General features: G+C 74.6%; 12 protein-coding genes. All 12 read left to right on the top strand.

Translation table 11 applies throughout. From position 1 onward, the window contains the following. Positions 1 to 12 precede the first annotated feature (12 nt). The 12 genes from AC4IHM_RS15655 to AC4IHM_RS15600 all read left to right on the top strand — a co-directional run bounded on the left by AC4IHM_RS15655 (position 13) and on the right by AC4IHM_RS15600 (position 12,700). Positions 13 to 1,716, top strand: a complete 1,704-nt coding sequence (locus AC4IHM_RS15655; protein ID WP_490867646.1) for a polyamine aminopropyltransferase — start codon at positions 13 to 15, stop codon at positions 1,714 to 1,716. 266 nt (positions 1,717 to 1,982) lie between these two features. Further along, positions 1,983 to 3,155 (top strand): sensor histidine kinase, encoded by a 1,173-nt coding sequence (locus AC4IHM_RS15650; RefSeq protein WP_490867645.1) that lies wholly within the window; start codon positions 1,983 to 1,985, stop codon positions 3,153 to 3,155. Then, a complete protein-coding gene (locus tag AC4IHM_RS15645) occupies positions 3,152 to 3,898 on the top strand; it encodes a response regulator (protein ID WP_490867644.1) in 747 nt (248 codons plus the stop codon). The genes AC4IHM_RS15650 and AC4IHM_RS15645 overlap by 4 nt, the downstream gene beginning before the upstream one ends. A gap of 52 nt (positions 3,899 to 3,950) precedes the next feature. Continuing rightward, a complete protein-coding gene (locus tag AC4IHM_RS15640; protein WP_490867643.1) occupies positions 3,951 to 4,883 on the top strand; it encodes an SRPBCC domain-containing protein in 933 nt (310 codons plus the stop codon). 45 nt (positions 4,884 to 4,928) lie between these two features. After that, entirely contained in the window at positions 4,929 to 5,726 is a 798-nt protein-coding gene (locus AC4IHM_RS15635) for an aldose epimerase family protein (protein ID WP_490867642.1), read from the top strand. A 10-nt stretch (positions 5,727 to 5,736) separates the two neighbouring features. Next, a complete protein-coding gene (pyrE, locus tag AC4IHM_RS15630) occupies positions 5,737 to 6,285 on the top strand; it encodes an orotate phosphoribosyltransferase (RefSeq protein ID WP_490867641.1) in 549 nt (182 codons plus the stop codon). Positions 6,286 to 6,423: 138 nt separating this feature from the next. Further along, positions 6,424 to 7,455 (top strand): class II fructose-bisphosphate aldolase, encoded by a 1,032-nt coding sequence (gene fbaA / locus AC4IHM_RS15625; protein WP_490867640.1) that lies wholly within the window; start codon positions 6,424 to 6,426, stop codon positions 7,453 to 7,455. A gap of 69 nt (positions 7,456 to 7,524) precedes the next feature. Then, the gene (locus AC4IHM_RS15620) at positions 7,525 to 8,991 is read left to right on the top strand and encodes an MFS transporter (RefSeq protein WP_490867639.1); all 1,467 of its coding nucleotides are present in this window, start codon (positions 7,525 to 7,527) and stop codon (positions 8,989 to 8,991) included. A gap of 40 nt (positions 8,992 to 9,031) precedes the next feature. Continuing rightward, positions 9,032 to 9,445 (top strand): DUF3151 domain-containing protein, encoded by a 414-nt coding sequence (locus tag AC4IHM_RS15615; RefSeq protein WP_490867638.1) that lies wholly within the window; start codon positions 9,032 to 9,034, stop codon positions 9,443 to 9,445. A gap of 136 nt (positions 9,446 to 9,581) precedes the next feature. Further along, positions 9,582 to 10,400 carry a tryptophan 2,3-dioxygenase family protein gene (locus AC4IHM_RS15610; protein ID WP_490867637.1) on the top strand — a complete coding sequence of 273 codons (819 nt, stop codon included), beginning with the start codon at positions 9,582 to 9,584 and terminating at the stop codon, positions 10,398 to 10,400. Continuing rightward, entirely contained in the window at positions 10,393 to 11,604 is a 1,212-nt protein-coding gene (gene kynU / locus AC4IHM_RS15605) for a kynureninase (protein ID WP_490867636.1), read from the top strand. Before AC4IHM_RS15610 ends, kynU begins: the two co-directional genes overlap by 8 nt. A gap of 184 nt (positions 11,605 to 11,788) precedes the next feature. Next, positions 11,789 to 12,700 (top strand): alpha/beta hydrolase, encoded by a 912-nt coding sequence (locus tag AC4IHM_RS15600; protein ID WP_490867635.1) that lies wholly within the window; start codon positions 11,789 to 11,791, stop codon positions 12,698 to 12,700. The last annotated feature ends 89 nt before the right edge of the window (positions 12,701 to 12,789 follow it).

The following is a 12,789-nucleotide window of genomic DNA, read 5'->3' as shown; positions in this document are numbered from 1 at the left end:
TAACGTCACTGCGTGATCGAACCGCACGCGTCCGCCCCGCCCGGCTCCCCGCCGTCCTGGGACGGCCCCGGCGGCTCCCCGGACGACCTCGACAGCCCCTCCGGCCCCCGCAGTTCCCCCGGTTCTGCCGGTGCGTCGGCGCGGCTGCCCGTTCGGCCGGCCACCGGGCGGTTCCTGGTCCTTGCGGGCGTGTTCGTCTGCGCGGCCTGCGGGCTCGTGTACGAACTCGAACTCGTCGCCCTCGCCTCGTACCTGATCGGCGACTCGGTCACCCAGGCGTCCGTCGTCCTGTCCGTGATGGTCTTCGCCATGGGCATCGGCTCGCTCGCCGCCAAACGGCTGCGCCCCCTCGCGGCGGCCGGCTTCGGCGCGGTCGAGGCCGTCCTCGCCCTCGTCGGCGGCTCCAGCGCGATGGTGCTGTACGCCGTCTTCGCCTGGACCGGCGGCTGGGGCGGCCTGTGGGCCGACGGGCCGCGCGTCCTCCTCGTCGCCTTCTCGCTCACCATCGGCGTACTGATCGGCGCCGAGGTGCCGCTGCTGATGGAGCTGATCCAGCGCGTGCGCCGCCAGGACGCGGGCGGCGCCGTCGCCGACCTGTTCGCCGCGGACTACGTCGGCGCGCTCGTCGGCGGCCTCGCCTTCCCCTTCGTGCTGCTGCCCTTCCTCGGCCAGCTCACCGGCGCGCTGATCACCGGCACGGTCAACGCGGTCGTCGGCGCCGCCCTGGTCCTCGGCCTGTTCCGGCGCGACATGACCCGCCGGGCCCGCTGGCTGCTGCTGGCGGCCAACCTCGTCGTACTGGCGCTGCTCGCCACGGCCACCGTCCTCGCCGACGACTTCGAACGCGCCGCCCGGGACGCCGTGTACGGCCAGAACGTCCGCGTGGCCCTCCAGACGGACGTGCAGGAAGTGGTCCTCACCGGCGACACCGACGGCCGGCCCCTCGACCTGTTCCTGGACGGCCGGCTGCGGGTCAGCGGCGGCGACGAGCGGCAGTACCACGAGGCCCTGGTGCACCCCGCCATGAGCGGTCCGCACGCACGCGTGCTGATCCTCGGCGGCGGCGACGGCCTCGCCGCGCGGGAGGTGCTGCGCCACCGCGGCGTGCGCCGCGTCGAGATCGTCGAACTCGACCCCGGGCTCGTCCGGCTGGCCCGGCGGGACCCCGGCCTGTCCGCGCTCAACGAACACGTCTACGGCGACCCGCGCGTCCACGTCACCACGGCGGACGCCTTCCACCGGCTGCGCTCGACGCCCTCCGCGACGTACGACGTGGTGATCTCGGACCTGCCCGACCCGGGCATCACGGCCAGCACCAAGCTGTACTCGCAGGAGTTCTACGGCCTGCTGCGGCGGGTGCTGGCCCCCGACGGGCGGCTGGTGGTGCACGCCGGGCCCCTCGCCACCCGCCCCCGGACCTTCTGGACGGTGGACGCGACGCTCCGCGCGGCCGGACTGCCGGCGGTCGCCTACCGCGCCGCCGCCCGGGACACCGGTTTCGCGCCGGGCCCCGACCGCACGGTGGCCGGTTCCCGCGCGCCACGCGACTGGGGCTTCCTCCTGGCCGCCCGCACACCCCCCACCCCGGGTCTCGACCCGGCGGGCCCGCGCCCCCGCACCCTCACGCCCCGGTCCCTGACCCGGGACGCCCGCGCCGCGTCCGGCACCCGGATCCCCGGACTGCCGCCCTCGACGCTGGTGCATCCGCGCTACTGAGCCGGCCCGCCGCGAGCGCCCCCGCGCGCTCCGGCGTACGAGCCCCGTGCGGCGGCCCGCCCCCCTCCCCCCGGACAAGGGACGGACCGCCACATCCCCCTGTGGATCGCTCGCACCGAGAACCTACGGCCGACCCGCCCGTCCCGGAATCCCGCCGTGGGTGGACCCGGGACCAAACCGGTGCGGTAGCCGCCCGGTTCCTGCGACTTCCGCGGTACGGCGGAAAGATGACGCCGCCGCCCGGCGGGCGGACCTACGCTGCCGCAATGCGCCCGCACCCCCTGGCGGCCGACGGCCTGATCGCCGCGGCGCTGACGACCGTGGCCGTGCTGCTCGGCACCGAGGCCGTCGCCCAGGGGTGGCCCGCGCTCGACCCGCTCGCCTGGACGCTCGTCGCCCTGCTGACCCTTCCGCTCACCCTGCGCACCCGCGCCCCCCTCGCCGTCTGCCTCGCCGTCCACGCCTGCTGGGCGCTCTACGTCACCCTCGGATACTGGCCCGTGGTCGGCTCCTTCGGCCCCATGCTCGCCGTCTACACCGTGGCCTCCCTGCGCCCCACCCGCACCGCCGCCGCCTGCGCCGCCCTGCTCGCCGGCGTCTGGATCTACGCCGGGGTGGTCAGCGACGCCGAGGCGATGGCGTCGGTCGTGGGGCAGGCCGTGGGCTTCCCGCTGGTGCTGTGGAGGTTCGGGTACGTCGCCCACCGGACCGGCGAACTCACCCGGCAGCTCCGCGCCGAACAGGCCGACCGGGCCCGGCGCGAGGTCGCCGAGGAACGCGTGCGGATCGCCCGCGAGCTGCACGACGTGGTCGCCCACCACATCGCCGTCATCAACGTCCAGACCGGACTGGCCCGCTTCGTCTTCCACTCCGACGCCCGCACCGCCCGCGAGGCCCTGGACACCATCGAGGGCGCGAGCGGCGAGGCCCTGGCCGAACTGCGCCGCATGCTCGGCCTGTTGCGGGCCGACGGAGTCCAGGGCGCGGACGGCGCCCCGGCGCCCGGCCTCGACCAGCTCGACGAGATGGTCGGCCGCGTGCGCACCGGCGGCGTGGGCGTGGACCTGCGGGTCACGGGCACACCGCGGGCCCTGCCGCCGGGCGTTCAGCTCTGCGTCTACCGGGTGGTGCAGGAGGCCCTCACCAATGTGCTCAAGCACGCGCCCGGAGCGGACGCCGCCGTCGAACTCGCCTACCGCGCGGGCGAGGTGACCGTGTCGGTGACCGACGACGGGCGGGCGACGGGAGACCGGGAGGGGGTGGATTCGGACACAATCGCCGAGCGCGGCGGCCACGGCTTGATCGGGATGCGGGAGCGGGCCAAGCTCTACGGCGGGACGATCGTCGTCGGCCCGCGCAGCGAGGGGGGATTCGGCGTGCGCCTGACCCTGCCGACGCCGGTACGGACCGCACGCCGGAAAGACGCCGTCAGGGAATGACCGACGCACAAGGACCGACGGACGGTCCGGCCCACGGTCCGGCGGCCGGCCCCGTCCGGCTGCTCGTCGTCGACGACCAGTTCCTCGTCCGCAGCGGACTGGCCGCGCTGATGCGCGCCGCCCCCGGCATGGAGGTCGTCGGCGAGGCGGCCGACGGCGCCGAGGCGGTGGCGCTGGCCGCGCGGACCCGGCCGGACGTCGTCCTGATGGACATCCGCATGCCGGGCATGACCGGCATCCAGGCCACCGAACGGATCCTCGCCGAGGCCGTGGACCCCTTGCCGCGCGTCCTCGTCCTGACCACCTTCGACCTCGACGAGTACGTGTACGGCGCCCTGCGGGCCGGCGCCTCCGGCTTCCTGCTCAAGGACGCGGGGCCCGAACGGCTGCTCGCCGCGGTCGCCGCGGTGCACGGCGGCGACGCGCTGTTCGCCCCCGCGGTCACCCGGCGCCTGGTGGAGGCGTTCACACGGATGTCCGACACACGCCGCGCGGACCCGCCGGACGCCGCTCCACCGCCCGAGCTGACGACGCTGACCACCCGTGAGTCCGAGGTGCTGCGGCTGGTGGCCCGGGGTCTGAGCAACGCCGAGGCCGCCGACCGCCTGTTCATCAGCGAGGCCACGGTCAAGACCCACCTCAACCGCACGATGACCAAGCTGGGCCTGACCAGCCGGGCCCAGGCGGTGGTGGTGGCGTACGAGACGGGACTGGTGGTGCCGGGGAGCGCGGGAGAGGCGTGACTTTGTGCCGACGGGGGGTGCGGCGGGCGCCCGCTGGGTAGGGTGCGGTGACATGGAGCATGAGGTGTTCGTTCCGGTCGCGGCCGAGCGGCTCAGGGACGTGCTGGCCGACCCCGTGGGGGTCGCCCGTGCGGTTCCCGGGCTCCAGCAGGACGCCGGTGCCGAGCCCGTCGCGGGACGGCTGAAGGTGCGTATCGGCAGTCATTCGATCACCTACCGGGGCTCCCTGCGCCTGTCCGCGCGGGAGGACGGCACGTACACCGTCGAGGGCGGCGCCACCGAGTCGCGCGGTACCGGCGAGGTCTCGCTCGCGCTCACCCTCCGCGTGCGGGACGCCGAGGGCGGCTGCGCCCTCGCCTTCGCCGGTACGGCCACGGCAGGCGGGCGGGTCACGGAGCTGCCGGCCGAGTCGGTGGCGTCGGCCACGACCCGGCTGCTGACCCGGTTCGCGCAGAACCTCGGCACGGCGGCGCGGGACGACGGGCCCCGGCCCGCCACGGAGGACCCGCCGGGCGAGGCGGAACCGCGGCCTGCCTCCGGCTCCGACCCCGAGATCCCCCCGCCCTCCCTCACGAACGGCGCCGAGGCCGGCGCCGAGGACGGGGAAGAGGCCGGGACCGAGGACGAGGCCCAGGACGAGGCAGAAGAAGGCCCGGACGACCTGGACCACTCCGACCACTCCGACGACCCCGACCACCCCGACCACCCCGACGCCCCCGACGACCCCGACGACCTGGACCTCCCCGAGGTCCCCGCCACCCCCGAGGCCGTCGTGCCCCCCGCCGAGGCCGCGCACGCGCGCCGCACGATGATCGGCCGCAGCGCCGAGGAGGTGGACCACGCCCCGCCGCGCGGCCGGTACGCCCCCGTCCCCGTGCCCCAGGCGCACCCGGCCGGCGCCTCGCTGCGCTGGGCCGCCCCCGCGGCGGCCCTGGTCGTGGCGTCCGCGATCGTGGTGGGCCGCGCGCTGCGCAGGCGCCGCTGAACGGCGGCGGTGGGGCGCCCTTGATCGCCCCAGTAGGGTCGTGGCGTGAGCAACGAACCCATCACGCTGACCGCGGGTGACGCGGAGGCGACCGTGCTGCCGGGCAACGGCGGCCGGATCGGCGGGCTCCGCGTCGGCGGCACGGAACTGCTCCGGCAGGGCGAGCGCTACGGCTGCTTCCCGATGGTCCCCTGGTGCGGGCGCATCCGCGAGGGCCGCTTCCGGGACGGCGCCGCCGTCCACCGGATGCCGCTCAACTCCCCGCCGCACGCCATCCACGGGACCGCCCGCGACGCCGCCTGGCACACCGCCCGCGTCACCGCGGACGAGGCCGTGATCACGTACGACCTCACCGACCCCTGGCCCTACACCGGCCGCGTCACCCAGGTGGTCGCGCTCGCCGAGCACGCGCTGACGCTGACGATGTCCGTGGAGACGTACGAGTCGTCGTTCCCGGCGCAGATCGGCTGGCACCCGTGGTTCAACCGCACCCTCGGCGGCGCGGACGGCGCGGGTGTCGCCATCGACTTCGACCCCGCCTGGCAGGAGGAGCGCGGCGACGACCACCTGCCCACCGGCAACCGCGTCGAGCCGAAGCCGGGCCCGTGGGACGACTGCTTCGGCATGCCGGACGGCGTCAACGTCACGCTCACCTGGCCACGGCGGCTGGAGCTGAGGGTGACGAGCCCGCAGCAGTGGGCCGTCGTGTACGACGAGCAGGAGGCCGCCGTCTGCGTGGAGCCGCAGACCGGCCCGCCCAACGGCCTGAACACCCTCCCGCGCCTGGTCACGCCCCTGGAGCCGCTGGAGGCCGGCACCACCTGGACCTGGCGCCGCCTCTAAGCTGGCGTACATGACGGACGTACGCGGCGAGCTGCTGCAGCAGATCAAGGACAAGGCCGTGGTGCACGGCAGGGTGACCCTCTCCTCGGGCCTGGAGGCCGACTACTACGTCGACCTGCGCCGCGTCACCCTGGACGGAGAGGCCGCGCCGCTGGTCGGGCAGGTGCTGCTGGACCTCACCGCCGACCTGGAGTTCGACGCCGTGGGCGGGCTGACCATGGGCGCCGACCCGGTCGCCGCGAGCATGCTGCACGCGGCCGCCGCGCGCGGGAAGCGCCTGGACGCGTTCGTCGTCCGCAAGGCCGCCAAGGCGCACGGCCTCCAGCGCCGCGTCGAGGGCCCGGACATCGAGGGCCGCCGCGTCCTGGTCGTCGAGGACACCTCCACCACCGGCGGCTCCCCGCTCACCGCCGTCGAGGCCGTGCGCGAGGCCGGTGCCGAAGTCGTCGCCGTCGCCACGATCGTGGACCGCGCGACGGGCGCCGCCGAGAAGATCCAGGACGGCGCGGGAGTCCCCTACCGGTACGTGTACGGCAAGGACGAGCTGGGCCTGGACTGAGCACCCGGCGAAGCGGACCGAGATCCACTCGGAGTATCCCGTTTCGTCTGGAAGGATGGGGCCGACGATGACGTCGCCCCCAGTCCTAGGTCAGGGCCACCAGCAGCACGCCGACCCGCACATACAAGGAGCGGACAGATGCCCATCGCAACTCCCGAGGTCTACAACGAGATGCTGGACCGGGCGAAGGCAGGAAAGTTCGCCTACCCGGCCATCAACGTGACCTCTTCCCAGACGCTGCACGCGGCCCTGCGCGGTTTCGCGGAGGCGGAGAGCGACGGCATCGTCCAGATCTCCACCGGCGGCGCCGAGTTCCTGGGCGGCCAGCACAACAAGGACATGGTGACCGGGGCCGTCGCCCTCGCCGAGTTCGCGCACATCGTCGCCGAGAAGTACGACGTCACCGTCGCCCTGCACACGGACCACTGCCCCAAGGACAAGCTCGACGGGTACGTCCGTCCGCTGCTGGCGGTCTCCGAGGAGCGCGTCAAGTCCGGCCGGAACCCGCTGTTCCAGTCCCACATGTGGGACGGCTCGGCCGAGACGCTGGCCGACAACCTCTCCATCGCCGAGGAGCTGCTGGAGCGCGCCCGCGCCGCCAAGATCATCCTTGAGGTCGAGATCACCCCGACCGGCGGCGAGGAGGACGGCGTCTCCCACGAGATCAACGACTCCCTCTACACGACGGTCGACGACGCGGTCCGCACCGTCGAGGCCCTCGGCCTGGGCGAGAAGGGCCGCTACCTGCTCGCCGCCTCCTTCGGCAATGTGCACGGCGTGTACAAGCCGGGCAACGTCGTGCTCCGCCCCGAGCTGCTGAAGGAGCTGAACGAGGGCGTCGCCGCCAAGTACGGCCGGCCGGCCGGCAGCAAGCCGTTCAACTTCGTCTTCCACGGCGGCTCCGGCTCCTCCGCCGAGGAGATCGCGACCGCCCTGGAGAACGGCGTGGTCAAGATGAACATCGACACGGACACCCAGTACGCCTTCACCCGTCCGGTCGCCGCCCACATGTTCACCAACTACGACGGCGTCCTGAAGGTCGACGGCGAGGTCGGCAACAAGAAGACCTACGACCCGCGCACCTGGGGCAAGCTGGCCGAGGGCGGCATGGCCGCGCGTGTCGTCGAGGCCTGCGGCCATCTGCGGTCGGCCGGCACGAAGCTCAAGTAGGGCCCCCGGCCACCCGGCCGCAGCCACGAGCCCGGCGCCTGCGCGCCGGGCTCGCTGTATACCTGGGGCATGCCCGATGTCCGGCTGGCCTCGTCGCAGGGCAGATGGATCCTGCTGACCACCGTCCTCGGTTCCGGCATGGCCCTGCTGGACTCGACCGTCGTCAATGTCGCGCTGCCCCGCATCGGCCGCGACCTCGACGTGGACCTCGCGGCCCTGCAGTGGACGGTCAACGCCTACCTGGTCACGCTGGCCGGTCTGATCCTCCTCGGCGGCGCCCTCGGCGACCGGTTCGGCCGCCGCCGGGTCTTCGTCCTCGGCGTCCTGTGGTTCGCCGGCGCCTCCCTGCTGTGCGGCCTCGCGCCGAACGCCGGCGTCCTGATCGCCGCCCGCGCCCTCCAGGGCATCGGCGGGGCGCTGCTCACACCCGGTTCCCTCGCCCTCATCCAGGCCTCCTTCCACGCCGACGACCGGGGCAGGGCGGTGGGCCTGTGGTCGGGGTTCGGGGGCGTCGGGGCCGCGGTGGGGCCGTTCCTCGGGGGCTGGCTGGTGGACGGGGCGGGCTGGCGCTGGGTGTTCCTGCTCAACGTCCCGCTGGCCCTGCTGTGCGCGCCGGTCGCGCTGCGGCACGTGCCCGAGTCCTCGGACGAGCGCGCCCACACCCGTTTCGACGTGCTCGGCGCGGTCCTCGGCGCGGCGGCCCTCGCGCTGCTCACCTACGCGCTGATCGAGGCGCGCGGGGCGTCCTGGACGGTCGCGTCGAGCGCGGTGGCCGGGGCGGCGGCCGCGGTGGCCTTCGTCGTCGTGGAGCGGCGCGGCAGGGACCCGATGATGCCGCTCGACATCTTCGCCTCCCGCCAGTTCACGGCCGTCAACCTGGTCACGCTGTGCGTGTACGCGGCCTTCGGCGGTTTCTTCTTCCTCACCGCGCTCCAGCTCCAGGTCGTCGTCGGCTGGTCCGCGCTGGCCGCCGGTACCGCCCTGCTGCCGACCACCGTCCTGATGCTGCTGCTCTCCGCCCGCTCGGGCGAACTCGCCGAGCGCGTCGGGCCGCGCCTCCAGCTCACCGCCGGTCCGCTGCTGTGCGCGGCCGGGATGGTGCTGATGCTGCGGGTCGGTCCCGGCGCCTCCTACGCCGCCGACGTGCTGCCCGCCCTGCTGGTGCTCGGCCTCGGCATGGTCACGCTGGTGGCCCCGCTGACGGCGAGTGTGCTGGCCGCCGTGGACACCTCGCGGGCCGGGCTGGCCAGCGGCGTCAACAACGCGGCGGCCCGTGCGGCGGGGCTCGTCGCGGTGGCCGCGCTGCCCCTGCTCACCGGTATGGGGGAGGGGGCCTACCGGTCGCCGCGGGCCTTCGACGACGCCTTCGGACCGGCGATGCTGATCTGCGCGGGGATCCTGGTGGCGGGCTCCGTGCTCGCCTTCACGACGGTGCGCCGCCCGGCGCCGGACTGCCGCCGTCCCGAGTGCCGCACCCACGGCTCGGTCCTGGCACCGCCGCTGGAGGGCGACCGGGGGCGCGGGGCGGCCCGGTGACCCGTGCGGCGCAACCGTGCGCATGGCGCAGACTTGTCCCATGTCCATTCACGAGAACCTCCTCGGGGGACCGCCCCCGACCCAGCTCCCCGACGACCCGGGCCCGCGCGAGCTGCTCGCCGCCGGCACGTCGGCCGCCGATGTCGCCGCGAAGTACCCGACCTCCTCGCTCGCCTGGGCCCGGCTGGCCGACGAGGCGTTCGAGCGGGGCAGCGTCGTGGAGTCGTACGCGTACGCCCGTACCGGCTACCACCGCGGCCTCGACTCGCTGCGCCGCAGCGGTTGGAAGGGGCACGGGCCGGTGCCCTGGGAGCACGAGCCGAACCGTGGCTTCCTGCGCGCCCTGCACGCCCTCGCCCGCGCCGCCCAGGCGATCGGCGAGAAGGAGGAGTACGAGCGCTGCGGCCAGTTCCTGAAGGACTCCTCGCCCACCGCCGCCGAGGTGCTGGGCTGACCGACCGCTCCGCAAGGCCCGCGACGGGCGGGCCTTGCGGTTTGCTGCGACGATTGCGGAGGATGCCGTTGGGGACCGGGGCCCCGTGCCGGTAACGGCAGGGCGGACCGCTACCCGTGCACATCAGGAGACAGCGATGTCCCACGACGAAGCCCCGAATCTCGACTTCGAGGGCAGCACGCCGTACGAGGACTACGTCAAGGCGGACGTGCTCACCCACCTCCAGCGCACCCTCTCCGACGATCCCGGCGAGATGGTCTTCCTGGTCACGACCCAGGTCATGGAGCTGTGGTTCACCGTCGTCGTCCACGAGTGGGAGACCGCCGCGCACGCCCTGCGCGAGGACCGGATCCAGGTGGCGACCGACGCGCTCAAGCGCTCGGTGCGGGAGCTGGAGGCGCTCAACGCCTCCTGGACGCCGCTCGGGCAGCTCACCCCGGCCCAGTTCAACTCCTACCGCGGCGCCCTCGGCGAGGGCTCGGGCTTCCAGTCCGCGATGTACCGCCGCCTGGAGTTCCTGCTCGGCGACAAGTCCGCGTCCATGCTCGTCCCGCACCGCGGCGCCCCCCGCGTCCACGCGGAGCTGGAGAAGGCGCTGCACGAGCCGAGTCTGTACGACGAGGTGGTCCGGCTGCTCGCCCGGCGCGGGTACGACATCCCGGACGCCGTGCTCCAGCGCGACGTCACCCGCAGGTACGAGGCCTCGCCCGAGGTGGAGGCCGCCTGGACGGCCGTCTACTCCGGCGACCAGAACAGCGAGCCGGCCCGCCTCGGCGAGGCGCTCACCGATGTCGCCGAGCTGGTGTGGCGCTGGCGCAACGACCACCTGGTCGCCACCCGGCGCGCGATGGGCTCCAAGACCGGCACCGGCGGCTCCGCCGGGGTGGCCTGGCTGGAGAAGCGGGCCCGGGGCAATGTGTTTCCCGAGCTGTGGACGGCGCGGTCCCATGTCTGAGCCGGCGGGTCTCGCGGGCGAGGCGGAGCGGCTGGACGCCGCCGACCGCCTTGCGGCGCTGCGCGAACGGTTCGTCCTGGACGACGTGACCTACCTGGACGGCAACTCGCTCGGCGCCCTCCCGGCGCACGTCCCCGAGCGCGTGGCGGATGTCGTACGGCGCCAGTGGGGCGGGCTGCGCATCCGGTCCTGGGAGGAGAGCGGCTGGTGGACCGCGCCCGAGCGGATCGGCGACCGGATCGCCCCGCTGGTCGGGGCGGGCGCCGGGCAGGTCGTGGCCGGCGACTCCACCAGCGTGAACGTCTTCAAGGCGCTCGTCGCCGCCGTGCGCATGGCCCAGGAGGACGGCGCGGGCCGGGACGAGATCCTCGTCGACGCCACCACCTTCCCCACGGACGGGTACATCGCCGAGTCGGCGGCCCGGATGACCGGCTGCGCCCTGCGTCCGGTCGCCCCGGCCGAGGTGCCGTCGGCGCTGGGCGAGCGCAGTGCCGCCGTGCTGCTCAACCACGTCGACTACCGCACGGGCCGGCTGCACGACCTGCCCGCGCTGACGGCCGCGGTGCACGCGGCGGGGGCGTACACGGTCTGGGACCTGTGCCACAGCGCGGGCGCCCTGCCGGTCGGGCTCGACGAGCACGGCGTCGACCTGGCCGTCGGCTGCACCTACAAGTACCTCAACGGCGGCCCCGGTTCGCCCGCCTACCTGTATGTGCGCCGCGACCTCCAGGACCGCTTCGACTCCCCGCTGCCGGGCTGGAACTCGCACGCCGAGCCGTTCGGCATGCGGCCCGGGTACACCCCCGCGTCCGGCGCGGTGCGCGGCAGGGTCGGCACCCCGGACATCCTCTCCCTGCTCGCCCTGGAGGCGGCCCTCGACGTGTGGGACGAGGACGGGGTCTCGGTGGCGGCGGTGCGCGCCAAGTCCCTGGCGCTGACGGACTTCTTCCTGCGCTGCGTCGGGGAGTACGTCCCGGGCGGCCGGGTGGGCTCCCTGACCCCGGCGGCACACGCCGAGCGGGGCAGCCAGGTCGCGTTGCGCTGTCCCGAGGCGGGCGAGGTGATGAAGCGGCTGATCGAACGCGGGGTGGTCGGGGACTTCCGGGCCCCGGACGTGCTGCGCTTCGGCTTCACGCCGCTGTACGTCGGCTTCGCGGACGCGGAGCGGGCGGCCCGGGTGCTGGCGGGGACGCTGGCGGGCTGAGCCGCGGGTCGAGCCGCGGGGGAATTCCGGGGTGAACCGCGGGACGGGGCCGGACGAATCGTCCGGTCCTCACCCAGCGTCACATCCCCATGTCGGCGCACGTCACCGGCCTGATACCGTCCCGCCAACGGCCGATTTCCTTCCCCCGGTCCGCCAACACCGTTTCGTCGCTGAGAGGTTGAGCATGTCGGATGCCGACGCAGAACCGGGCACCGCTGCCGCGAGGAACGCCGCGGAGGAGAAATCGGCCTTCTCGCACCCGGCGGTCGAGCCCGACAGCACCGCCGGCTACGGCGACCACCCCGACCAGGTGATCGACTTCTTCGCGCCGCGCGGAGCGCCGGGACCGGGCGGCGCCGCCCCCGTCGTGGCGGTCCTGCACGGAGGCGCGTGGCGGGCACCGTACGACCGCCGGCACGTCGGCCCGTTCGCCGGGTTCCTCGCCCGGCGGGGGTTCGCCGTGGCCAACGTGGAGTACCGGCGCGGGGCGCAGGCCTCCGGCGGGCGGGCCGGGGGCCCGGACGGTGCCCCCGTCGCGGGCCGCTGGCCCGACACCTTCGACGACGTGGCCGCGGCGCTGGACGCGCTGCCCGCCCTGGTGCGCCGGCATCTGCCGGAGGCCGACGCGCGCCGTGTGGTGCTCACCGGCCACTCCGCCGGCGGCCACCTCGCGCTGTGGGCGGCCGCCCGGCACCTGCTGCCCGCCGACGCCCCTTGGCGCATCGACCGTCCGGCGCCCCTGCGCGGGGTGGTCGCGCTCGCCCCGATCGCCGACTTCGAGGTCGCCGACAAGCTCGGCGTGTGCGGTGGCGCCACCCGGCAACTCCTCGGCGGGGCCGAGCTGTTCGCGGAACGCCGCCGCTACGCCGACCCCGCCCTGCTGCTGCCCACCGGCATCGCGACGACCCTCGTCCAGGGCCGCGCCGACGTGGACGTTCCGCAGGCGGTCGCCGAGGCGTACGCCGACGCGGCGGCGAAGGCCGGTGAGGTGGTGGGCGTGACGCTGCTGGAGGATGTCGGCCACTACCCGCTGATCGACCCGGCGGCGGACGCGTGCGCGGTGGTGGCGGAGGAGATCGCCCAGCTGGCCTGGTGAACACGCGGATCCCGGCCGGGCGGGGCGCGTAGTACCTGAGAGGGATACCGAAGGACCCCCCTCGCTGGTGACGACCGCGCCCCCGGGGC

The organism is Streptomyces sp. SL06, assembly GCF_058244745.1.
The sequence above is the reverse complement of the archived record's forward strand: the minus strand, read 5'-3'. Positions and strand labels throughout refer to the sequence as shown.

Bases quoted from the DNA above. Each gene is read 5' to 3' on its own strand.
- AC4IHM_RS15645 (WP_490867644.1), top strand. From the start codon at position 3,152: ATGACCGACGCACAAGGACCGACGGACGGTCCGGCCCACGGTCCGGCG.
- fbaA (WP_490867640.1), top strand. From the start codon at position 6,424: ATGCCCATCGCAACTCCCGAGGTCTACAACGAGATGCTGGACCGGGCG.
- AC4IHM_RS15650 (WP_490867645.1), top strand. From the start codon at position 1,983: ATGCGCCCGCACCCCCTGGCGGCCGACGGCCTGATCGCCGCGGCGCTG.
- pyrE (WP_490867641.1), top strand. From the start codon at position 5,737: ATGACGGACGTACGCGGCGAGCTGCTGCAGCAGATCAAGGACAAGGCC.
- AC4IHM_RS15620 (WP_490867639.1), top strand. From the start codon at position 7,525: ATGCCCGATGTCCGGCTGGCCTCGTCGCAGGGCAGATGGATCCTGCTG.
- kynU (WP_490867636.1), top strand. From the start codon at position 10,393: ATGTCTGAGCCGGCGGGTCTCGCGGGCGAGGCGGAGCGGCTGGACGCC.
- AC4IHM_RS15640 (WP_490867643.1), top strand. From the start codon at position 3,951: ATGGAGCATGAGGTGTTCGTTCCGGTCGCGGCCGAGCGGCTCAGGGAC.
- AC4IHM_RS15600 (WP_490867635.1), top strand. From the start codon at position 11,789: ATGTCGGATGCCGACGCAGAACCGGGCACCGCTGCCGCGAGGAACGCC.
- AC4IHM_RS15615 (WP_490867638.1), top strand. From the start codon at position 9,032: ATGTCCATTCACGAGAACCTCCTCGGGGGACCGCCCCCGACCCAGCTC.
- AC4IHM_RS15610 (WP_490867637.1), top strand. From the start codon at position 9,582: ATGTCCCACGACGAAGCCCCGAATCTCGACTTCGAGGGCAGCACGCCG.